22 protein-coding genes are annotated in these 21,236 nt (G+C 69.7%); 15 read left to right on the forward strand and 7 right to left on the reverse strand.

The window, feature by feature from the left end; translation table 11 throughout:
- The first annotated feature begins 166 nt into the window (after positions 1-166).
- Positions 167-1,090: a sulfite exporter TauE/SafE family protein gene (locus PARJ55_RS0103045; RefSeq protein ID WP_028711658.1), complete on the forward strand. Its 924-nt coding sequence runs from the start codon at positions 167-169 to the stop codon at positions 1,088-1,090.
- Entirely contained in the window at positions 1,087-1,896 is an 810-nt protein-coding gene (locus tag PARJ55_RS0103050) for a TIGR02186 family protein (RefSeq protein ID WP_028711659.1), read from the forward strand. Before PARJ55_RS0103045 ends, PARJ55_RS0103050 begins: the two co-directional genes overlap by 4 nt.
- On the opposite strand, the gene PARJ55_RS0103055 is transcribed toward PARJ55_RS0103050, so the two are convergent.
- Genes PARJ55_RS0103055 through PARJ55_RS0103075 form a run of 5 tightly spaced genes read right to left on the reverse strand, consistent with a single transcriptional unit; the run spans position 1,893 to position 8,202 of the window.
- Positions 1,893-3,023: a GNAT family N-acetyltransferase gene (locus PARJ55_RS0103055; RefSeq protein ID WP_028711660.1), complete on the reverse strand. Its 1,131-nt coding sequence runs from the start codon at positions 3,021-3,023 to the stop codon at positions 1,893-1,895. The two genes, PARJ55_RS0103050 and PARJ55_RS0103055, sit on opposite strands and share 4 nt — an antisense overlap.
- 32 nt (positions 3,024-3,055) lie before the next feature.
- Positions 3,056-3,811: a glycerophosphodiester phosphodiesterase family protein gene (locus PARJ55_RS0103060; protein WP_028711661.1), complete on the reverse strand. Its 756-nt coding sequence runs from the start codon at positions 3,809-3,811 to the stop codon at positions 3,056-3,058.
- Positions 3,811-4,251, reverse strand: coding sequence for a RidA family protein (locus PARJ55_RS0103065; RefSeq protein ID WP_028711662.1), 441 nt, complete (start codon positions 4,249-4,251; stop codon positions 3,811-3,813). The genes PARJ55_RS0103060 and PARJ55_RS0103065 overlap by 1 nt, the downstream gene beginning before the upstream one ends.
- A gap of 9 nt (positions 4,252-4,260) precedes the next feature.
- Positions 4,261-4,713, reverse strand: coding sequence for a YbjN domain-containing protein (locus tag PARJ55_RS0103070; RefSeq protein ID WP_028711663.1), 453 nt, complete (start codon positions 4,711-4,713; stop codon positions 4,261-4,263).
- A 45-nt stretch (positions 4,714-4,758) separates the two neighbouring features.
- Positions 4,759-8,202, reverse strand: a complete 3,444-nt coding sequence (locus PARJ55_RS0103075; RefSeq protein WP_028711664.1) for a chromosome segregation SMC family protein — start codon at positions 8,200-8,202, stop codon at positions 4,759-4,761.
- 153 nt (positions 8,203-8,355) lie between these two features.
- Between PARJ55_RS0103075 and PARJ55_RS0103080 the strand changes: the two genes are divergently transcribed.
- The gene (locus PARJ55_RS0103080) at positions 8,356-8,709 is read left to right on the forward strand and encodes a CidA/LrgA family protein (protein WP_028711665.1); all 354 of its coding nucleotides are present in this window, start codon (positions 8,356-8,358) and stop codon (positions 8,707-8,709) included.
- Positions 8,706-9,422, forward strand: coding sequence for an LrgB family protein (locus PARJ55_RS0103085; protein ID WP_028711666.1), 717 nt, complete (start codon positions 8,706-8,708; stop codon positions 9,420-9,422). Before PARJ55_RS0103080 ends, PARJ55_RS0103085 begins: the two co-directional genes overlap by 4 nt.
- A gap of 50 nt (positions 9,423-9,472) precedes the next feature.
- Here PARJ55_RS0103085 and PARJ55_RS0103090 read toward each other — a convergent pair whose 3' ends face one another.
- Positions 9,473-9,793 carry a DUF6280 family protein gene (locus tag PARJ55_RS0103090; protein ID WP_024842734.1) on the reverse strand — a complete coding sequence of 107 codons (321 nt, stop codon included), beginning with the start codon at positions 9,791-9,793 and terminating at the stop codon, positions 9,473-9,475.
- Between the two features lie 348 nt (positions 9,794-10,141).
- Between PARJ55_RS0103090 and efp the strand changes: the two genes are divergently transcribed.
- The 11 genes from efp to PARJ55_RS0103145 all read left to right on the forward strand — a co-directional run bounded on the left by efp (position 10,142) and on the right by PARJ55_RS0103145 (position 20,247).
- Positions 10,142-10,705 carry an elongation factor P gene (gene efp, locus PARJ55_RS0103095; RefSeq protein ID WP_028711667.1) on the forward strand — a complete coding sequence of 188 codons (564 nt, stop codon included), beginning with the start codon at positions 10,142-10,144 and terminating at the stop codon, positions 10,703-10,705.
- 166 nt (positions 10,706-10,871) lie between these two features.
- Positions 10,872-11,573, forward strand: a complete 702-nt coding sequence (locus tag PARJ55_RS0103100) for a hypothetical protein (protein ID WP_028711668.1) — start codon at positions 10,872-10,874, stop codon at positions 11,571-11,573.
- A gap of 97 nt (positions 11,574-11,670) precedes the next feature.
- Positions 11,671-11,976: a GNAT family N-acetyltransferase gene (locus PARJ55_RS0103105; RefSeq protein WP_028711669.1), complete on the forward strand. Its 306-nt coding sequence runs from the start codon at positions 11,671-11,673 to the stop codon at positions 11,974-11,976.
- A 270-nt stretch (positions 11,977-12,246) separates the two neighbouring features.
- Positions 12,247-13,311, forward strand: coding sequence for a multiple monosaccharide ABC transporter substrate-binding protein (chvE, locus tag PARJ55_RS0103110; protein ID WP_028711670.1), 1,065 nt, complete (start codon positions 12,247-12,249; stop codon positions 13,309-13,311).
- 57 nt (positions 13,312-13,368) lie between these two features.
- A complete protein-coding gene (mmsA, locus tag PARJ55_RS0103115) occupies positions 13,369-14,943 on the forward strand; it encodes a multiple monosaccharide ABC transporter ATP-binding protein (protein WP_028711671.1) in 1,575 nt (524 codons plus the stop codon).
- Positions 14,936-16,120, forward strand: coding sequence for a multiple monosaccharide ABC transporter permease (gene mmsB, locus PARJ55_RS0103120; RefSeq protein ID WP_028711672.1), 1,185 nt, complete (start codon positions 14,936-14,938; stop codon positions 16,118-16,120). The genes mmsA and mmsB overlap by 8 nt, the downstream gene beginning before the upstream one ends.
- Positions 16,117-17,034: a 2-dehydro-3-deoxygalactonokinase gene (locus PARJ55_RS0103125; RefSeq protein WP_028711673.1), complete on the forward strand. Its 918-nt coding sequence runs from the start codon at positions 16,117-16,119 to the stop codon at positions 17,032-17,034. Before mmsB ends, PARJ55_RS0103125 begins: the two co-directional genes overlap by 4 nt.
- Positions 17,031-17,633, forward strand: a complete 603-nt coding sequence (locus tag PARJ55_RS0103130; protein WP_028711674.1) for a 2-dehydro-3-deoxy-6-phosphogalactonate aldolase — start codon at positions 17,031-17,033, stop codon at positions 17,631-17,633. Before PARJ55_RS0103125 ends, PARJ55_RS0103130 begins: the two co-directional genes overlap by 4 nt.
- Positions 17,630-18,472: an SMP-30/gluconolactonase/LRE family protein gene (locus PARJ55_RS0103135; protein WP_028711675.1), complete on the forward strand. Its 843-nt coding sequence runs from the start codon at positions 17,630-17,632 to the stop codon at positions 18,470-18,472. The genes PARJ55_RS0103130 and PARJ55_RS0103135 overlap by 4 nt, the downstream gene beginning before the upstream one ends.
- A complete protein-coding gene (locus PARJ55_RS0103140) occupies positions 18,469-19,479 on the forward strand; it encodes an aldose epimerase family protein (RefSeq protein ID WP_028711676.1) in 1,011 nt (336 codons plus the stop codon). The genes PARJ55_RS0103135 and PARJ55_RS0103140 overlap by 4 nt, the downstream gene beginning before the upstream one ends.
- A 42-nt stretch (positions 19,480-19,521) precedes the next feature.
- Complete coding sequence (locus tag PARJ55_RS0103145) at positions 19,522-20,247, forward strand: GntR family transcriptional regulator (protein ID WP_028711677.1); 726 nt, start codon at positions 19,522-19,524, stop codon at positions 20,245-20,247.
- 137 nt (positions 20,248-20,384) lie between these two features.
- Here the strand turns inward: PARJ55_RS0103145 and PARJ55_RS0103150 are convergent, their stop codons facing one another.
- On the reverse strand, positions 20,385-21,230 hold the full coding sequence (locus tag PARJ55_RS0103150; protein ID WP_028711678.1) for an ureidoglycolate lyase: 846 nt from the start codon (positions 21,228-21,230) through the stop codon (positions 20,385-20,387).
- Positions 21,231-21,236: the final 6 nt, after the last annotated feature.

A 21,236-nucleotide genomic window follows, 5' to 3' on the forward strand; every position in this document is an offset into this window, starting at 1 on the left:
CGGGGCCACGTCTCGCGCCGCCCGCGCCCTTGCCGTTATCTGCCCGTCCCCTCATGCTTTATCCGCGCCACAGCCTTGCGACAACCCGCTCGAAGGGCCACGGAAGCGTTTGACGCCGGGCTGTTGCCGGGGCAGCATCGAGACAAGGCAATAAGCCGGGCAGGACATGCAGATCTATCTTCCCATTGCCGAGGTGGTGGTCAACGCGCTGGTGCTGATCGGACTCGGCGGCATTGTCGGGCTGATGTCCGGCCTGTTCGGCGTGGGCGGAGGTTTCCTGATCACGCCGCTGCTGTTCTTCATCGGCATTCCGCCGGCCATCGCGGTGGCGACCGGCGCCAACCAGGTCGTGGCCTCGTCCTTTTCCGGCGTGCTGGCGCATGTCAAGCGCAAGACCGTCGACTTCCGCATGGGCTGGGTGCTGCTGGCGGGCGGGCTGGTCGGCTCGTCCGCGGGGGTGCTGCTGTTCAACATGCTGTCGCGGCTGGGCCAGGTCGATCTGGTGGTGCAGCTCTGCTACGTGATCTTCCTGGGCCTGATCGGCGCGATGATGCTGCAGGAAAGCCTGCGGGCGCTGCACCGCGCGCGCCGCAGCGGGCCGATCAAGCCGATGCGCCGCCACCAGCACGGCTGGGTGCACAAATGGCCGCTGAAGATGAAGTTCCGCGCCTCGGGCCTGTATATCAGCGCCATTCCGGTGCTGCTGGTCGGGGCGGCCGTCGGCGTGCTGGGCGCGCTGATGGGCGTGGGCGGCGGCTTCATCATGGTGCCGGCGATGATCTATCTGCTGGGCATGCCGACCAAGGTGGTCATCGGCACCTCGCTGTTCCAGATCACCTTCCTGTCGGCCTATACCACGCTGATGCATGCCGTCTCGTCGAACACGGTGGATGTGATGCTGGCGGTGCTGCTGATCGTGGGCGGGGTCACCGGGGCGCAGATCGGCACGCATCTGGGCGCGCGGCTGCGGGCCGAGCAGCTGCGCATCCTGCTGGCGCTTCTGGTGCTGGCGGTCTGCGGCAAGCTGGCGCTGGACCTGTTCCTGCGCCCGGACGAGCTGTACTCGATCACGCCGGGGATCCTGCGATGAGACGCGCGCTTGCCCCGCTGCTGGCCCTGATGCTGCTGGCCCTGCCGCTGGCCGCGCAGCAGCCGCCCCCTGCCCTGCCCTCCCCTGCTCTGCCGTCCGAGCAGATCGTCGCCGGCCTGTCGCGCGACGACGTAGACATCACCACCAGCTTCGACGGCTCCGAGATCATCATCTACGGCGCCATCAAGCGCGAATCCCGCATTCCGCAGGGCGAGCCGCTGGACGTGATCGTCGTGGTCGAGGGGCCGTCCCAGGCCCTGACCGTGCGGCACAAGGAGCGCCGGCTGGGGATCTGGATCAACACCGGCCGGGTCAGCATCGGCTCGGCGCCCAGCTTCTATGTCGTGGCCTCGACCCGCCCGCTGCACCTGATCCTGACCCCCGAGGAGGACCAGCGCTACCGCGTCTCGATCCCGCTGGCGATGCGGGCCTTTGCCGGGCCGATGGAGGTCGAGGACGCCGTGCCCTATACCGAGGCGCTGATCCGCCTGCGCCGCGCCGCCGACCTGTATCGCCAGGACGACGGCGCCGTGCGGCTGGCCGAGCAGACGCTGTTCCGCGCCGATGTCCGCCTGCCCGCCAATCTGATCGAGGGCTATTACAGCACCCGCATCTTCCTGCTGCGCGACGGCAAGGTCATCGACACCTTCCGCGCCCCGATCGAGGTGCGCAAGGTCGGGCTGGAACGCTGGCTCTATCGCCTGGCGCTGGGACAGCCCTTCATCTACGGCATCATGTCGCTGGCCATCGCGGTGGCGGCGGGCTGGGGCGCCTCGGCCGCGTTCCGGCTGGTCAAGCGGTCCTAGCCGCGCCGGAACGGGCCCATCTCGGCCATGAAGGCCATCTCCTGGCCGACCGCCTGACGCTCGCGCCGCAGGTAGTCGGCGATGGCCTTCCTGAAGCCCGGGTCCGCCACCCAATGCAGCGAATGGGTCTGGCTGGGCATGTAGCCGCGCGCCAGCTTGTGCTCGCCCTGCGCCCCGGCCTCGACGCGGGACAGGCCATGGGCGATGGCCCAGTCGATGGCCTGGTGATAGCACAGTTCGAAATGCAGGAAGGGGTGGTCCTCGACGCAGCCCCAATAGCGGCCGTAAAGCGCATCCCGCCCGATCAGGTTCAGCGCCCCGGCGATGGGCCGGCCCTCGCGCTCGGCCAGGACCAGCAGGCAATCGTCGCGCATGGTGTGGTGCAGGATGTCGAAGAAGGCGCGGGTCAGGTAGGGCCGGCCCCATTTGCGCCCGCCGGTATCCTGATAGAAGCGCCAGAAGGCGTCCCAATGCCCGGGCCGGATCTGGTCCCCGGTCAGGCTGCGGATGCTGCCGCCGAAAGCCTGCGCCCGCTCGCGTTCCTTGCGGAGGGCCTTGCGCTTGCGCGAGGACAGCTGCGCCAGGAAGTCGTCATAGGTCGCATAGCCCTGGTTCAGCCAGTGGAACTGCTCGCTGGCGCGGGGCAGGAAGCCGGCCGCCTCGCCCAGCTCGGCCTCGGCCTCGCTGCAGAAGGTCACATGCGCGCCCGACAGGCCCGATTGCTGCGCGAATTGCGCCATGGCCGCCAGCAGCCCGCGCTGCACCGCCGGGCTGGGCGCGATCAGCCGCGGCCCGGTGACCGGGGTGAAGGGCACGGCGCATTGCAGCTTGGGGTAATAGCGCCCGCCCGCCCGCTCATAGGCCTGCGCCCAGCCGTGGTCGAAGATATATTCGCCCTGGCTGTGGGTCTTGACATAGCAAGGCGCGACGCCCGCCACCGCGCCGTCCAGCCGGGCGACCAGATGGCTCGGGTGCCAGCCGGCCTCTTCGCCGACCGAGCCGGATTCCTCCAGCGCCGACAGGAAGCGATGCGTGGTGAAGGGGTTGGCGTCGGCCCCGCAGCCGTCCCATTCGGCGGCGTCGATCCCGGAAATCGCAGGCAGGACGGAAACGGCAAGCTCGCTCATGGCGGGAAACATAGGCGCGGGCGCGGCGATTGTCAGGGCTTGGCGGGCAGGTAATGCTCGAATGTGATATTGTCGGCGACGCGGCGCGCCTCGGCCTCGGCGGCGGTCGAGCGCACGGTCCAGCACAGCACCGGCACGCCGCGCGCCTTCAGCGCCGCCACCGCCGGATTGCCCAGATCCCTGCGGTCATGCGAGATGAAGCTGGCCCCCACCCGGTCGAAATCGCCGATGGCCGCCAGATGCGCGCGCGTGGCGTCGTCCAGCATCGGCCAGTCCCCGGCCTCGTAGCCGCAAGTGGTCAGCCCCACCGTCACCCCGGGCGCCGCGGCATGGAAGGCCGCCACCGCATGCGGGTTGAAGGACATGACCGCGACCGGCCCGTCATAGCCGGAAAGCAGCCGCGCCACCTCGGCCTGCAGATCGCCCACCTCGGCCGAGGAACGCATGCTCTGGTCCTTGATCTCGATCAGCAGCGGCACCCGGCCCGCGACCTCGTCCAGCAGTTCGGCCAGCGTCGGGATATGCTCCTCGGTGCCCATGATGCGCAGCATGGACAGCGCGTCGATGCCCAGGGCGCTGACCAGCCCCTCGGCCCCGGTCAGGCGCGGCAGGTCGTCGTCGTGAAACACCAGCGCGGTGCCGTCCGACGCGCGCTGGATGTCGCATTCGATGCCGTAGCCGGCGGCGATGGCGGCGCGGAACGCCGCCATGCTGTTTTCCGGCACGCCCGGCCCGTGCAGCCCGCGATGGGCGACGGGCAGGCGCAGGAAATCCGGGTGAAGGCCCATCAGGCGAACTCGAAGATCGCCTCGACCTCGACCGCGACGCCGCGCGGCAGGGCCGGGGCCGAGACGGCGGCGCGGGCATGGCGGCCCTTGTCGCCGAAGACCTCGACCATCAGGTTCGAGCAGCCGTTGATCACCTCGGGCTGGTCGGTGAATTCGGCCGTCGAGTTGACGAAGCCGGTCAGCTTGACCACCCGCACCACCCGGTCCAGCGACCCCAGCGCCGCCCGCGCCTGCGCCAAGAGCGCCAGGCCGCAGCCGCGCGCCGCCTCGGCCCCCTCCTCGACCGCCAGGTCGGCGCCCAGGCGGCCCTTGGCCGGGCTGATCTGGCCCGAAACGAACAGCAGGTTGCCCGTGATCACATAGGGCACGTAATTCGCCGCCGGGGCCGGCGCGTCGGGCAGCGTGATCCCCAGCTCTGCCAGTTTCGTCTCGATGGACATGCTATCCTCCTACCAGTCGATGAAATCGCGGAAATCGCTCAGCACGATGCGCCAGGTGTCCAGCGCATCGTCGAAATTCTTGCGTCCGATGCCGTCCTCCGCAACCCCGATATCCATTTCCACGAAAGGGTCGCCGGTCTCGTCCAGATAGACCTTGCCGAAACGCTTTTCTCGGTTCCAGCGATTGGCCATCGTCTCGGACATCGGCTCGTCCAGGTCGAAGCCGGCCGAGAACTGGATCGCGGCGCAGAGCTTTTCGCAATGGTAGAAATAGACCGAGAACCTGGTGCCGTCGATGCGGCTTTCGATCAGCGGGTCGCCCACCGCATCGGTCGAAAGCGTCGCAGGCAGGCCGAAATCCTGCATCATCAGCAGGATCGCCTCGGGGTCGCCCACGACCTGCGCTTGCGCGGCGGGCGCCTGCATCAGCGCCGCCAGCACAAGGGGAACCAGGGTTCGCATCATCTTCTCCGTCACGGAATTGCGCGCTGATTACCGCGTCGCGCGTCAGGCCACCAGAGCTTCCGCGCGCTTCAGGTCGACGCTGACCAGCTGGCTGACCCCCTGCTCGACCATGGTCACGCCGAACAGCCGGTCCATGCGCGACATGGTGACGGCGTGGTGGGTGATCACAAGGAAGCGGGTGTCGGTGCGCCGCGTCATCTCGTCCATCAGGTCGCAGAATCGGGTGACGTTGGCGTCGTCCAGGGGCGCGTCCACCTCGTCCAGCACGCAGATCGGCGCGGGGTTCGCGAGAAAGACCGCGAAGATCAGCGCCAGCGCCGTCAGCGTCTGCTCTCCGCCCGAGAGCAGGCTGAGGGTGCTGAGCTTTTTCCCCGGCGGCTGGCACATGATCTCCAGCCCCGCCTCCAGCGGGTCGTCGGATTCGACCAGCACCAGCCGCGCCTCGCCGCCGCCGAACAGATGCGTGAACAGCGTGGTGAAATTGGCGTTCACCGTGTCGAAGGCCGAAAGCAGCCGCTCGCGCCCCTCGCGGTTCAGGCTGCCGATGCCCTGGCGCAGCTTGCGGATCGCCTCGGTCAAGTCCTCTTTCTCGGCGCCCAGCCGGTCGCGCTCGGTCTCCAGCTCGCGCTTGTCCTCCTCGGCGCGCAGGTTCACGGCCCCCAGCGCGTCGCGGCTCTGGCGCAGCCGGGCGATCTGCTCCTCCAGCGCCTCGGCGGCGATCTCCTCGACCTCGCCCAGGAATTCCAGCAGCGCCTCGGGCGTGGCCTCAAGCTCCTCATGGATGCGCAGGCGGGCGGCGGCTTCGGCCTCGATGGCGGCCTCGGCGCGGGCCTCGCGGGCGGCGCGGCTCTCGCGCGCATCGGATGCGGCGCGCTCGGCCTCGCGCTCGGCCTCGGCGGCAAGGCGCAGCGCCTGATCGGCGGCGGACAGCGCATCGCGGGCGCGGGCCAGCCGGTCGGCGGCCTGCGCCTCGGCCTCGGTCAGCACCTCGCGGCGCTCGGCGAGGATCTCGGGCTGGGCCTCGGCCTCCTCCAGATCGGCCGCGGCCTGGTCGCGACGGGCGGCGAGTTCGGCGGCACGGGTGCCGGCCTGATCCAGCCGCAGGCGCCAGCCGGATTCCTCCTTGGCGATCTCTTGCAGGCGCTTGGTGCGGGCATTCGCCTCGCGCCGCAGCTCGTCCAGCGCGCCGCGCCGGGTCAGGGTGGCGATGCGCGCCGCCTCGACGCCCATGCGGGCATGGTCCAGCGCCGAGGCCGCGGCGCCGCGATCGGGCAGTTCGGCCAGCGCCCGCTCGGCCTCGGCCAGCCGGGCGCGGGCGTCCAGCGCATCCTCGCGATGCCGGGCCAGTTCGGCGCGGGCCGATTCGGCGCGGCTTTGCGCCATCGACAGCTCGGATTCGGCGCGGGTCACGGCGCGCACGGCATCCGACAGCCCACGCTCGGCCTCGCGCCGGGCATCGCGGGCGCGCTTCTCGGCCTCGGTCGCGGCCAGGTGGCGGTCGCGCAGCGCCTGATGCGCGGCCTGCGCATCCTCGGCGCGGGCCTGCGCGGTCTCGACATGTTCGGTCAGCTCGACCAGCTGGTTGACCTTTTGCAGATGCAGCGCGGCCGAGGAGGCCGCCTCGCCCGCCATCACCCGCATGCCGTCCCAGCGGAACAGGTCTCCGTCCCGCGTCACCAGCCGCTGGCCGGGGGCGAGCTGCGCCTGCATCGCCGCGCCCATTTCCGCATCCGCGACCAGCCCGACCTGCGACAGCCGCCGCGCCAGCGCCTCGGGGCCGTCCACATGCGGCGCCAGCGGCTCGGCGCCCGCCGGCAGCGGCTGCGGCGCGTCATAGCCCGGCAGCCGGTGCCAGCCCGAGCCGTCCTCGGCCAGCCCCACGCCCAGGTCGTCGCCCAGCGCCGCGCCGAAGGCGGTCTCGTAGCCGCGGGCCACGCGCACCAGATCCAGGATCGAGCCGCCGCTATTGCCGCGTTCCACCAGACGCTTCAGCGCCGCCATCTCGGCATTCAGCGCCGAAACCTCGCCCTCGGCCTCGGCGCGGGCCGAGCGGGCAGCGGATTCCTCGGCCTCCAGCGCGGCGCGGGCCTCCTCGGCCGCGGCCAGCGCCTCCTCGGTCTGCTCGACGCGGTCGCGGGCTTCCTCCTGCGCCGCCTCGGCGGCTTCGCGGGCGCTCGCGGCCTCAGTGCCGGCCTCGGCGGCGCGAGCGGCGGCCGCCTCGGCCTCGGCGGCAGCGCGGGTGGCGCGGTCCTGCATCTGCCGCAGGTCGTGGACCAGCCGCTCGGCGGATTGGTGACGGGCGGCGAGGCGGGCGGATTCGTCGGTCAGCTCGGCCAGCTTGGCCTCGACCTCGCGCAACGCCTCGGCGGCTTCCTCGGCGGCGGTGCCGGCGGCCTCCAGCCGTTCGTCATGGCCCTGCCCGGCCTTTTCCAGCTCACGCCTTTCCCATTCCAGCCGCGCGATCACCTCGCCGGCGTCGCGGTTCAGCGCCGATTCCCGCTCGATGTCGCGGTCGAGCTGGGCGATGCGCGCCAGAAGCGTCTGGATCGCCTGGGCGGCGCGGGCCTCGGCCTCGTCCAGCGCCTCGCGCTCGACGGTGGCGCGGGACAGGATGGCGCTCGCGACCTGTTCTTCCTCGCGCAGCGGCGGCAGCTTCGTCTCGGCCGCCTCGCGGGCGGCGATGGCGTGGCGGGCCTGGGCCTCGGCCTCGGTGGCGGCGCGGATCGCGGCCCGCAGCGCCTCGGCCGTCCCTGCCTTGGCCTGGTCGGCCTCGGCCCAGCGGCGATAAAGCAGCACGCCCTCGGCCCGGCGCAGGGCGGCGCCGATCTCGCGATAGCGCGCGGCGGCGCGGGCCTGCCGGGCCAGGCTGGCGGCCTGGGTGGACAGCTGGTCCAGCGTGTCGTCGACGCGGGTCAGGTTCGCCTCGGCCGCGTTCAGCTTCAGCTCGGCCTCGTGCCGGCGCTGGTAGAGGCCGGAAATCCCCGCCGCCTCCTCCAGCACCCGGCGGCGCGCCTTGGGCTTGGCGTTGATCAGCTCGGAAATCTGTCCCTGCCGCACCAGCGCCGGCGAATGCGCCCCGGTCGAGGCATCCGCGAACAGCATCTGCACGTCGCGCGCCCGCACCTCTTTCCCGTTGATGCGATAGGCCGAACCGGCGTCGCGGGTGATGCGGCGGGAGATGTCCAGCGTGTCGGCGTCGTTCAGCCCGGCGGGGGCAAGGCGCTGCTTGTTGTCGATGGTCAGCGTGACCTCGGCATGGGCGCGGGCGGAGCGCCGGGCGGTGCCGGCAAAGATCACGTCCTCCATCCCCTCGCCGCGCATGGCGGTGGGCCGGTTTTCGCCCATGACCCAGCGCAGCGCCTCCAGCAGGTTCGACTTGCCGCAGCCGTTCGGGCCGACCACGCCGGTCAGGCCCTCGTGGATGACCAGGTCGGTCGGGTCCACGAAGCTCTTGAAACCATTGAGGCGCAGGCGGTCGAAACGCAATGCGAGGGGTCCACGAAGAAGGTCCAGATGCCGGGGATTCTTGGCGATCCCGGGTCTCAAGTCAACACAAACCCCCAGATATGGCGGGCTCTCGGCGGTTATCCACAAGATTTGAGGGTTCACCACAAGAAATACGCTGCTAATCTGGCCGGCATGATTCCCGCGCTTGCCATCATCCTGGTCTTCCAGCTCATCGGCGAGGTCGCCACGCGCAGCCTGGGCCTGCTGCTGCCCGGCCCGGTGCTGGGGTTGCTGCTGCTGGTGCTGTCCTGCAGCCTGCGCCCGGCGCTGGCCGAGATGCTGCGCCCGGTGGTCACCGGCATCCTGGGCCATCTGTCGCTGTTCTTCGTGCCGGCGGGCGTCGGCGTGGTGGCGCATCTGGGCCAGTTCCGCAGCGACGGGCTGGCAGTGGCGCTGGCGCTGACCGTCTCGACCGCGCTGGCCATCGCGGCGGGGGCGCTGGTGTTCCGCGCGGTGGTGCGCTGGACGGGCGGGGCCGAGGAATGACCGACGCGGCGCTGATCTGGAGCTATCTGACCCAGGGCCCGCTGCTGTGGCTGACGGCGACGCTGATCGCCTATTGGCTGGGAGACAGCTTCTTCCGCGCCATGGGCCGGCAAAGCTGGGCCAATCCGGTGCTGTGCGCGGTGATCCTGCTGGCCTGCGTGCTGGGGCTGACCGGCACCAGCTACCAGACCTATTTCGAGGGCGCGCAATTCGTGCATTTCATGCTGGGCCCGGCCACGGTGGCGCTGGGAATGCCGCTTTACGACAACCTGCGCCGGGTCAGGAAGGCGGCCCTGCCGCTGGTCGCGGCGCTGCTGGCGGGGTCGGTGACGGCGGTGGTCTCGGCCCTGGCCATCGGCAAGGCTTTCGGGCTGTCCGAGGTGATGCTGGCCAGCCTGGCGCCGAAATCCACCACCGCGCCCGTAGCCATCGGCATCGCCGAGGGGCTGGGCGGAGAGCCGACGATCACCGCCGTCCTGGTTCTGGTCACGGGCATCTTCGGCGCCATCATCGCCACGCCGCTGCTGAATGCGCTGGGGATCCGCGACTGGCGGGCGCGCGGCTTTTCGCTGGGCGTGGCCGCGCATGGCATCGGCACCGCCCGCGCCTTTCAGGTGAACGAGACCGCCGGCGCCTTCGCCGGGATCGGCATGGGGCTGAACGCGGTGCTGACCTCGATCATCGCGCCGCTGGCGCTGTATCTGTTTCAGTAACGAAAAAGGCCGCCCCGCGGGACGGCCCATGCAGCGCGCGACGGGGACGGTTACGCCGCGTCGGCCTCTTCCGCGGCGTGGCGGCGCTCGCTTTCCTCGCGCGACAGCGCGACCGAGGTGCGCACGCCCTTGGCCACGAATTCCATCAGCCCCTTCACGACGCGCTCGTTCGGGTCGATGCCGGCGCAGGACAGAACCTCGCGCCCATCGCGCGAGCGTGCCCAACGTGCAATCTGATCGGGCCCGTTGCCGTATTTTTTGTCATCGGCGATCGCATCGTCCAGCGCAGCCAGCACAACGGCAGCAAAAAGCTTGCGGGCCCGCTGTCCCTGTTCAAAATTGAAAGCCGAGCCATCCACGAAATCGCGCATCATCATTATCCTGTTTTTCTTGCGGTGCCCCCGCACCTTGACCCATGCCAAGGTTGCTGCATCATTTTGCCTCATAGGCGGCGCTGGCCGGCTTAGCCGATCCGGGCCGTGATTCGGTATGCCTCCAGCCGCATGACCGCCATGCACGCCGTGCAAGCCCCGGCAGATACGCGTAATAATCGCCAAAAGCAACGATCTTGCGACATGCGGAAAGGCCCGGGCGCCCTTGACAACGCGCAAACCGCCTTTCGGTTGCCACGAGGCACGGCAGTGGATATAGGTCCGGGCAATCGCGGTTCAACCCCCTGGGCCGCCGCGCATTCCCCAATCCTTTCAAGGCAATTCCGAATGGCCAAGATCAATGGCAATGAAATCAAGCCCGGCTTCGTGCTGGACCATGACGGCGGTCTCTGGGCGGCGGTCAAGGTGAACCACGTCAAGCCCGGCAAGGGCGGCGCCTTCGCCCAGGTCGAGCTGAAGAACCTGCGCGACGGGCGCAAGCTGAATGAACGCTTCCGCTCGGAGGACAAGGTCGACCACGTCCATCTGGAAACCAAGGACCAGCAATTCCTGTATGAATCCGACGGCAAGCTGGTGTTCATGGACAGCGAGACCTTCGAGCAGACCGAGCTGGACGCCGACCTGCTGGGCGACCGCCGCCCCTTCCTGCAGGACGGCATGGTCGCGGCGGTGGAATATTACGGCGACGAGGCGCTGTCCCTGCGCCTGCCGCAGAAGGTGGTCTGCCGCGTGGCCGAGACCGAGCCGGTGCTGAACGGCCAGACCGCCGCGAAAAGCTTCAAGCCGGCGATCCTCGACAACGGGCTGCGCATCATGATCCCGCCCTTCGTCGGCGCGGACGAGGATATCGTCGTCAATACCGAGCTTTTCGAGTATTCCGAGCGCGCCTGAGCGGGCCGCCGCAGGTCCCGGCATCACTCTATGGCCAAGGACGATTTGCGGGCATAGGATCGCCGCCAACACGCGGTCAAACTGGCGATTCAACGGGATGACGAAGTCGGCTGGCAGCACGGGGACGAACGGCCCCTGCAATGGCAGAGTCTCCCGGCTCCGCCCCGTGGCCGAGGGTGCCCGGCGCCTGGACGAGGTCCGCGCCGCGATGGACGAGGCGATCGAGCGGCTCAGCCGGCTTGAGGACGTCATGCGCGAGATGATCCAGACCGGGCTGGCGCCCACCGTCGGCGGCGGCGAGGGGCTGATCGCCACGGGCCCGCCCGCCGGTCAGGCCGGCGATGCCGAGGCCCGCGCCTCGGCGGCGCTGGCGGCGGTGCTGGTCAGCTCGACCCGGATCGCCGAGCTGCAGACCGGAGGACTTGGCCCGGCGATCAACGCCGCCATCGCCGAGCTGGACCCGATCCCCGGCTATATCTCGCGGCGGATGCTCGACGAACTGGCCATCGGGCTGGGCGAGCCGCCGCTGCACGCCAGGCCCCAGGCCGATCGCGGCCTGCGCCTGGTCGGAGGCCGGACGCGCAGCGGCACGACAACCGCCGCGCCGCTCTATCTGCGCCTTGACCGGCATCTGCGCCTGCCGCTCGATTCCGGCTCGAACTGCCTCGAGATCGAGCGGCGGCTGGGCGGGCGCTGGCACCGCACCGGGCTGCGCGCGGTCAAGGACGGCATGGGCGGGATCGAGGTCGATATCGCCGAACTGGAGCGCATCGCCGGCCCGTTCTCGCCCGAACTGTGCCGGGCCCTGACGCTTGACCCCGATCCGCATCATGCAGGGCGCAAGCCGCGCCCCGCCCGGCCGCGCTAGCCGCACCCAACCGCTTCGGCCGCAGCGTCGCATCGGCGGCGGGATGGACCGGATCGGCCGCTCCATGCGTTATGGCAGCAAAGCCACGGAGGGAACCATGGTGCAACCGACCATTCATGTCGCGCATGAGGATTACGGCAGCTCGGGCCGCTATGTCGCCACCCTGCCCGCGATCGAGGGCGAGGCCGAGCTGACCTGGCATGCCGGCGGCCCCGGCATCATCGTCGCCGACCACACCTATGCCCCCGACGCCATGCGCGGCAGCGGCGCCGCCGCGGCCATGGTCCAGCGCCTGGTCGCGGATGCGCGGGCGCGCGGCGTGCTGATCGTGCCGGCCTGCAGCTATGTGCGCGCCCAGTTCCAGCGCCATCCCGACTGGTCCGACCTTTATGCCGACGCCTGATCCGCCCGGCCGGGCCGCGAGGTGCCGCTCTTCCGGTATGTTGGCGCAAACCATCATATCAATTCCGGTATGCAAACCGCCTTTCTGCATGATTGACGGACATATTGGCGGGGTCTAGCCTCTCGGTCAGGCAGGCGGATCGCGACCGCCGCCATGGCGCGGATCGCCGGACGGAACCGCGTATCCCGCGCCCCGCGCGAAGGGGAGCTACCGGCTGGATCATGGCTGTCGAGGCGGCCGCCACCCGGACAATGACGACAGGGAGGAAACATGCCGAACCTCAGGAAATACGCCCTGGCTCTGGCCTCGGCGGCGACGCTTTCGCTGCCCGGCCTCGCCGCGGCCGAGGGCACGGTCGGGATCTCGATGCCGACCAAGACCTCGGCGCGCTGGATCGACGACGGCAACAACATGGTCAAGCAGTTCCAGGACGCGGGCTACCAGACCGACCTGCAATATGCCGACGACGACATCCCGAACCAGCTGGCGCAGATCGAGAACATGATCACCAAGGGCGTCGACGTGCTGGTGATCGCCGCCATCGACGGCACCACGCTGTCCAACGCCCTGGCCAATGCCAAGGCCGCCGACATCAAGGTCATCGCCTATGACCGGCTGATCCGCGACACGCCCGATATCGACTATTACGCCACCTTCGACAATTTCAAGGTCGGGGTCGAGCAGGCCACCACCCTGGTCGAGGGGCTGAAGGAACGCTTCCCGGAGGTGAAGCCCTGGAACGTCGAGCTGTTCGGCGGCAGCCCCGACGACAACAACGCCTATTTCTTCTACGACGGCGCCATGTCGGTGATCCAGCCGCTGATCGACGACGGCTCGGTGGTGATCCCCTCGGGCCAGATGGGCATGGACAAGGTCGGCACGCTGCGCTGGGATCCGGCCACCGCCCAGGCGCGCATGGACAACATCCTGTCGGCCAACTACACCGACAAGCAGGTGAACGGGGTGCTGTCGCCCTATGACGGGCTGTCCATCGGTATCCTGTCGTCGCTGAAGGGCGTCGGCTACGGCTCGGGCGATCTGGCCATGCCCATCGTCACCGGCCAGGACGCCGAGGTGCAGTCGGTCAAGTCGATCCTGGCGGGCGAGCAGTATTCGACCATCTTCAAGGACACCCGCGAACTCGCCAAGGTCACCGTCGGCATGGTCGATGCGATGATGAAGGGCGAGGAGCCCGAGGTGAACGACACCGAAAGCTATGACAACGGCGTCAAGGTGGTGCCCAGCTACCTTCTGGAACCCGTCGCAGTCACCGAGAAAAACCTGCAAGAGGTTCTTGTCGGCTCGGGCTACTATACCGAAGACCAGCTCAAGTGATCCTGGCGCGCGCCGCCGGTCCGCCCGGCGGCGCGCTTCCTAAGAAGGGGGACCGGGATGGACGCCATTCTGGAAATGCGGGGGATCACCAAGGAATTCCCCGGGGTCAAGGCACTCGACAATGTCAACATGACCGTGCGGCGCGGCGAGATCCGCGCCCTGGTGGGCGAGAACGGCGCCGGCAAGTCCACGCTGATGAAAGTGCTGTCGGGGGTCTATCCGCATGGCAGCTATCAGGGCGAGATCCTCTATGACGGCCAGCCCATGGCCTTCCGCGACATCAAGGACAGCGAGGACCGCGGCATCGTCATCATCCATCAGGAGCTGGCGCTGGTGCCGCAGATGTCCATCGCCGAAAACATCTTCCTGGGCAACGAGATCGCGACCCGCGGCGTCATCGACCGGCGCGAGACCAACCGCCGCACCGCCGAACTGCTGGCCCAGGTCGGCCTGCGCGAAAGCCCCGAGACCCGCGTCGGCGAGCTTGGCATGGGCAAGCAGCAGCTGATCGAGATCGCCAAGGCGCTGTCGAAAAAGGTCGACCTGCTGATCCTGGACGAGCCGACCTCGTCCCTGAACGAAAACGACAGCGACGCGCTTCTGCGCCTGCTCGCCGGTTTCCGTGACCGGGGCATGACGGCGATCCTGATCTCGCACAAGCTCAATGAAATCAGCCAGGTCTGCGACAGCATCACCGTGCTGCGCGACGGCGCGACGGTGGCGCATCACGACGGCATGGTCGAGGAATCGCGCATCATCCGCGACATGGTCGGCCGCGCGATGAACGACCGCTATCCCCCGCGCGAGCCCAGGGTCGGCGAGGTGGTGATGCAGGTCAGGGACTGGACCGTCGCCGACCCGGCGCGCGAGGGACGGCTTCTGGTCAACCGCGCCAGTTTCGAGCTGCGGCGCGGCGAGGTGCTGGGCATCGCCGGGCTGATGGGCGCCGGCCGCACCGAACTGGCGATGAGCCTGTTCGGCCGCTCGATGGGCGACTGGAAGTCCGGCTCGGTCAGCATCCACGGCAAGCCGGTCGACCTCTCCACCGTGCCGCGCGCCATCAAGGCCGGGCTGGCCCATGTGACCGAGGACCGCAAGTCGCTGGGCCTGGTGCTTGAGGACACGATCCGCCGCAACATCCCGCTGGCGAACCTGGCGGGCATCTCGACCCGCGGCGTGGTGGACCGCGCGCGCGAGGGGGCGGTGGCGCGCGATTACCGGAGCCGCATCAACATCCGCTCGCCCTCGGTCGAGCAGAAGACCGTCAACCTCTCGGGCGGCAACCAGCAGAAGGTAGTGCTGGCGAAATGGCTGTTCGCCGAGCCCGAGATCCTGATCCTGGACGAGCCGACGCGCGGCATCGACGTCGGCGCGAAATACGAGATCTATACCATCATCCGCGACCTCGCCGCCGCCGGAAAGTCGATCATCGTGATCTCCTCGGAAATGCCCGAGCTTCTGGGCATCACCGACCGCATCCTGGTGATGAACGAGGGCCGGCTGGTCGGCGAGATGCCGACGGCCGAGGCCACGCAGGAGCGCATCATGCAGGTCATCATCCGCTCGGGCCACGACCTGACCGACGAAACCGTCACCCCCGAGGAAATCGAGGCAGAGGCCGCCCATGTCTGACACCACCACCGAACGCCGCGGCGACACCTTCGGCTTCATCCGCCGCAACATCCGCGAATACGGCATCCTCTTCGCGCTGATCATCATCATGGCCTTCTTCCAGGTGGTGACCGGCGGCATCCTGTTCCGGCCGGTGAACCTGACCAACCTGTTCCTGCAGAACAGCCATATCGTCATCATGGCGGTCGGCATGCTCCTGGTCATCGTCTCGGGCCATATCGACCTGTCGGTCGGCTCGGTCGCGGCCTTCGTCGGCGCGCTGGCGGCGCTGATGGTGGTGCGCATGGGCCTGCCGATCCCGGTGGTGGTGGTGCTGAGCCTGGCGGCCGGCGCGATCATCGGCGGCATCCAGGGCTACTGGATCGCCTATTGGAAGATCCCCAGCTTCATCGTCACCCTGGCCGGGATGCTGGTGTTCCGCGGCCTGACCATGTGGATCCTGCAGGGCCAGTCGATCGGCCCCTTCCCGCGCGGCTTCCAGATGATCGCCTCGGGCTTCATCCCGGACCTGTTCGGGCCGGACAAGCCCAACACCCTGTCCCTGATCCTGGGCTGGGGCGCGGCGCTGGTGATCCTGTGGCTGCAGATCCGCGGCCGCAAGCGCGAAGAGGCGGTGGGCATCGCCGACGAGCCCTTCGCCTTCTTCGCCGCCAAGAACGCGCTGATCTTCATGGCTCTGGTCTGGATGAGCTGGGTCCTGGCGAATTTCCGCGGCCTGCCCAACGTCTTCATCGTCATGGCGGTGCTGGTCGCGCTTTATGCTTTCATCTCCGAGCGCACGACGCTGGGCCGGCGCATCTATGCCATCGGCGGCAATGCCAAGGCCGCCAAGCTCTCGGGCATCAATGCCGAGCGGGTGGTGTTCCTGACCTTCATGAACATGGGCATGCTGGCGGCGCTGGCGGGGATCGTGGTCTCGGCCCGGCTGAACTCGGCCACGCCCAAGGCCGGCGTCGGTTTCGAGCTGGACGTGATCGCGGCGGTGTTCATCGGCGGCGCCTCGATGGCCGGCGGCGTCGGCACGGTGATCGGCGCGGTGGTCGGCGCCTTCATCATGGGGGTGATGAACAACGGCATGTCGATCCTGGGCATCGGCATCGACTATCAGCAGGTCATCAAGGGGCTGGTGCTGATGGCCGCGGTGATCTTCGACGTCTCGAACAAGAGCAAGTCGTGACGCCCGAACGATCCGCCATCGACTGGATCGCCGTCGACTGGGGAACGACAAGGCTGCGCGCCTGGGCCATGCGCGGCGCGCAGCCGCTGGACGCCCGCGCCTCGGATCGCGGCATGGGCGGGCTGAGCCCGGCCGGGTTCGAGCCGGCGCTGCTCGACCTGATCGGCGACTGGCTGCCCGCGGCGGGCCGGATGCGCGTCGTCGCCTGCGGCATGGTCGGCGCCCGCGGCGGCTGGGCCGAGGCCGAATACCGCGCCACCCCCTGCCCGCCGCTCGACCCGTGCCGCGCCATCCGCGCCCCGGCCCGCGACCCGCGGCTGGATGTCCGCATCCTGCCCGGCCTGTCGCAGGCCGAGCCGCCGGACGTCATGCGCGGCGAGGAAACCCAGATCGCCGGCTTCCTGGCCGAAAACCCCGGTTTCGAGGGCTCGCTCTGCCTGCCCGGCACGCATAGCAAATGGGTCCGCTTGGCGCGGGACCGGGTGGAAGGCTTCCGCACCTTCCTGACCGGAGAGCTCTTCTCGCTGCTCGCCGGGCAGTCGGTGCTGCGGCTGACCATCGGCGCGGCGCGGCCCGACCCGGAAGCCATGGCCGAGGCCGGGGCCGAGGCGCTGGCCGATCCCCATGCCGCGCCATCGGGCCTTTTCGCCCTGCGCGCCGCCGCGCTGCTGCGGGATCTGGCGCCGGAACGGGCGGCCGGGCGGCTCTCGGGCCTGCTGATCGGCGCCGAGCTCGCCGCCGCGCGCGACTTCTGGCGGAATGGCCCGACCGTGATCGTCGGCGCGCCGGATCTGGCGCGGCGTTACGAGGCCCTACTGCTGGCCGCGGGCGCGCAGGCATGCCACAAGGACGGGGCGGCGCTGGTCCTTGCCGGCCTTGCCGCCGCCAGCCGCGATCTGCCGGAGGACACATGACCGAGCCCATCATCGCCATCCTGCGCGGCCTGACCCCGGCCGAGGCCCTGCCCGTCGGCCGCGCGCTGCTCGAGGCCGGCATCGACCGCATCGAGGTGCCGCTGAACTCGCCCCAGCCGCTGGACAGCATCCGGCTGATGGCGACCGCGCTGGCCGGACAGGCGACCATCGGCGCGGGAACGGTGCTGACGGCGGAACAGGTCGCCCAGGTCGAGGATGCCGGCGGGCGGATGATCGTCTCTCCCAATGCCGACCCGGCGGTGATCCGCGAGACGCGGGCGCGCGGCCTGGAATCCTGGCCCGGGGTCTATACCGCCACGGAATGCTTTGCCGCCATCGCCGCCGGCGCCACCGGGCTGAAGCTGTTTCCCGCCGACCAGGCCGGCCCGGGCATGCTGAAGGCGCTGCGCGCCGTGCTGCCGCAAGACCTGCCCGTCTATGCCGTCGGCGGCGCCGGCCCGGAAAATTTCGCCGAATGGCTGCAGGCCGGCGCGCAGGGCTTCGGCATCGGCAGCGCGCTTTATCGCCCCGGCGACGCCCCCGAGACGGTCGCCGCCCGCGCGCGCGCGATCGTGGCGGCGCTGCGGGCTTGCGCATGAGCGCACGGGTCTTCGATCCGCGCATCTGCGCCTTGGGCGAAGGCGCCTTCTGGCACCCGCTACGCGCCCAGCCTTTCTGGTTCGACATCCTCGGCCGCAGGATGCTGTCGCGGCAAAACGGGGCCGGGCTGGAATGGCGCTTCGACGAGATGGTCTCGGCCGCCGGCTGGATCGACCGCGACCGCCTGCTGATCGCCAGCGAGACGGCGCTGATCCGCTTCGACCTGCGCGACGGCCGGCAGGAGCGGCTGGTCGCGCTGGAGGCCGACCGGCCCGGCAACCGCTCGAACGACGGGCGGGCCGATCCCTTCGGCGGCTTCTGGATCGGCACCATGGCACGCGACGGAGGGGCTGGAAAGGGCGCGATTTATCGCTATCTTGGCGGAGAGTTGCGCCTGTTGCGGGGAAACATGTCCATCCCGAATGCGATCTGCTTTTCTCCCGACGGCCGTCTGGCCTATTTCGCCGACACCGCGGCCCAGACCGTCTGGTCGCAGGAACTGGACGAAGGCGGCTGGCCCTGCGCCGAGCCCCGCGTCTTTCTGGACCTGACCGGCACCGACCAGTTCCCGGACGGCGCCGTCACCGACGCGCAGGGCCGGTTCTGGAACGCGCGCTGGGGCAGCGGCACAGTCGCCTGCCATGCGCCGGACGGCCGCCTGCTTCGCCGCCTGACCCTGCCCGCCAGCCAGCCCAGCTGCCCGGCTTTCGGCGGCCCCGGATTCGCGCAGCTGATCGTGACCAGCGCCGCCGAGAACCGCCACGGCCCCGAGGACGGCCGCACCTGGATTCTGGACCCCGGCGTCCCGGGCCGTCCCGAACCGCGGGTCGGATCATGACGGTCCGGGAATTCGGCACGCTTCCCGACGGCCAGCCGGTCATGCAGGCGACGATCTCGGGCCATGGGCTGACGGCCTCGGTCATCACGCTGGGCGCCTCGTTGCAGGACCTGCGGCTGGCCGGGGTCGAACATCCGCTGGTGCTGGGCTTTCCCCGGCTCGACCCCTATCTGGACGAGGGCCGCTATTTCGGTGCCGTGGTCGGGCGCTGCGCCAACCGCATCGCGCAAGGCCGCGCCGTGATCGACGGGCAGGAGCTGCAGCTCGACCGCAACCAGGACGGCCGCCACATGCTGCATGGCGGCAGCGACGGCTGCGGCCTGCGCAACTGGATGCTGGCCGATCACGAGGCAAGCTCGGTGGCGCTGGCCGATTACCTGCCGGCGGGGCATATGGGCTTTCCCGGTGCCATGCTGATCCGGGCGACCTGGTCCATCCTGCCCGGCCCGCTTCTGATGCTGACCATCCTGGCCACCTCGGACGACGCCACCTTCTGCAATTTCGCCCAGCACAGCTATTTCAACCTCGACGGCAAGGACACGGTGGCGGATCACCGGCTGACCATCCGGGCCGAGACCTACCTGCCCGTGGACGAAGAGCTGATCCCGCTGGGCGCCCCCGCCCCGGTCCAGGGCACGCATCTGGATTTCCGCAGCCCGGTCATGCTGGGCGGGCGGCTGGACGGGCCGCGCATCGACCACAACCTTTGCGTCGGGCCCGGGCGCCGGATCTTGCCGCGCAAGGTGGCCGTGCTGCAGGCGGGCGGGCTGACGATGGGCCTGCGCTCGACCGAGCCGGGGCTGCAGGTCTATGCCGCCGACCATCTCGCCCCCGGCGCGGCCGGGCTGGGCGGGCGGCCCTATGGCCGCCATGCCGGCATCGCGCTGGAATCGCAGCTCTGGCCGGATGCGCCCAACCATGCCGACTATCCCTCGGCGCGGCTCGAGCCGGGCCAGCTCTACCGCCAGACCACGGCGATGAGCTTTCACCGCGACCCGCAAGGTTGACGCAAGGTCAGATCCCGAACTAATGCGGGTCAGGGAGGATTCATGGACCCCGCATCGACCCAGCCCCTTGCCGCCGGCCCGCCGGCGCAGACGCCCTTCGCGGCGCAACTGCACGCGCGGCTGCGCCAGCGCATCATCCGCGGCGAACTGCCGCCCGGCACCCGCCTCTCCGAACAGGAGATCGCCGACCAATACACGCTGTCGCGCCAGCCGGTGCGCGAGGCTTTCATCCGCCTGGCCGGCGAGGGCCTGCTGGAGGTCCGGCCGCAGCGCGGCACTTTCGTCACCCGCATCGACATGGACTGGGTGCTTTGCACCCGCTTCATCCGCGAATCGGTCGAATCCGACATCGTGCGCCTGGCCGCGGCGCGGGCGCAGCCGCAGGATCATCGCGCGCTCTTTGCCCAGATCTCCCGGCAGGAAGCCGAAACCGACCCGGCCGCCCTGGCCCAGCTGGACGAGGAATTCCACGCCACCCTGGCCGCGATCGCCGGCAAGGCCATGGTCTGGAACCACCTGCAGCAGGTCAAGATGCACCTGGACCGCGCCCGCCACCTGCTGACCGCGATGACGCCCAGGGACACGATGCTGGCCCAGCATCACGCCGTGGCCGAGGCCATCGCCGCCCAGGACGCCGACCGGGCCGAGAGGGCGATCCGCCAGCACCTGCGCCGGGTGCTGCTGGACCTGCAGGGCGTGCTGCAGCTGTCGCCCGACTACTTCACCCGCACCGATTCGCTCGTCGACACGCTCGCCACCGAAGCCTGAAGGCGCCGCCCCGGCCGAGACCCCATCATCCGGCGCCGGTCCCCCGCAACCTCGGGATATCCAAGACAGCCGCGCCGCGACCGGAATGGCGCGGCGGCGCTTTCACCGTTTCCCAAATACTCCGGGCGGCCGCGCCGTCAGTCGCTGCGCCGCACCCTCTGGCGCTGCTCGCCCAGCCCCTCGATGCCCAGCCGCATCACCTCGCCGCCCTTCAGGAAGACCGGCGGCCGCGCGCCCATGCCGACGCCGGGCGGCGTGCCGGTGGTGATCACATCCCCCGGCATCAGCGTCATCAGCCGCGAGCAATAGGCGACCAGCTCGGCCACGCCGAAGATCATCGTCGCGGTCGAGCCCTGCTGGCGGCGCTGGCCGTCCACCTCCAGCCACAGCTCCAGCGCCTGCGGGTCGGGCACCTCGTCGCGGGTGACAAGCCAGGGGCCGATCGGCCCGAAAGTGTCGAAGCCCTTGCCCTTGTCCCAGGTGCCGCCGCGCTCGGCCTGCCATTCGCGCTCGCTGACATCGTTGACCACGCAATAGCCCGCGACATGCTCCAGCGCCGCCGCCTCGGAAACCTGGCTGGCGCGCGATCCGATGACCACGCCCAGCTCGACCTCCCAGTCGGTCTTCTGCGCGCCGGGCGGGATCAGCACGTCGTCGTCCGGCCCGCTGATGCAGCTGGTCCATTTGTTGAACACCACCGGCTCGGCCGGCACCGGCAGCCCGGCCTCGGCGGCGTGATCGGCATAGTTCAGCCCGATGGCGACGAATTTCGGCACCTGACCCACGCAGGGCCCCAGCCGAGGCAGGCCCGAGACGATGGGCAGCCCGTCCAGGTCCAGCGCCGCGATCCGCGCCAGCCCCTCGGGACCCAGCGCCTCGCCGGCGATGTCGGCGACATGGGCCGACAGGTCGCGGATCCGGCCCTCGCCGTCCAACAGCCCCGGCTTTTCCCGGCCCGCCGGGCCATAGCGCAAAAGTTTCATCCCTCG

The organism is Paracoccus sp. J55 (genome assembly GCF_000513975.1).
GTDB lineage: Bacteria > Pseudomonadota > Alphaproteobacteria > Rhodobacterales > Rhodobacteraceae > Paracoccus.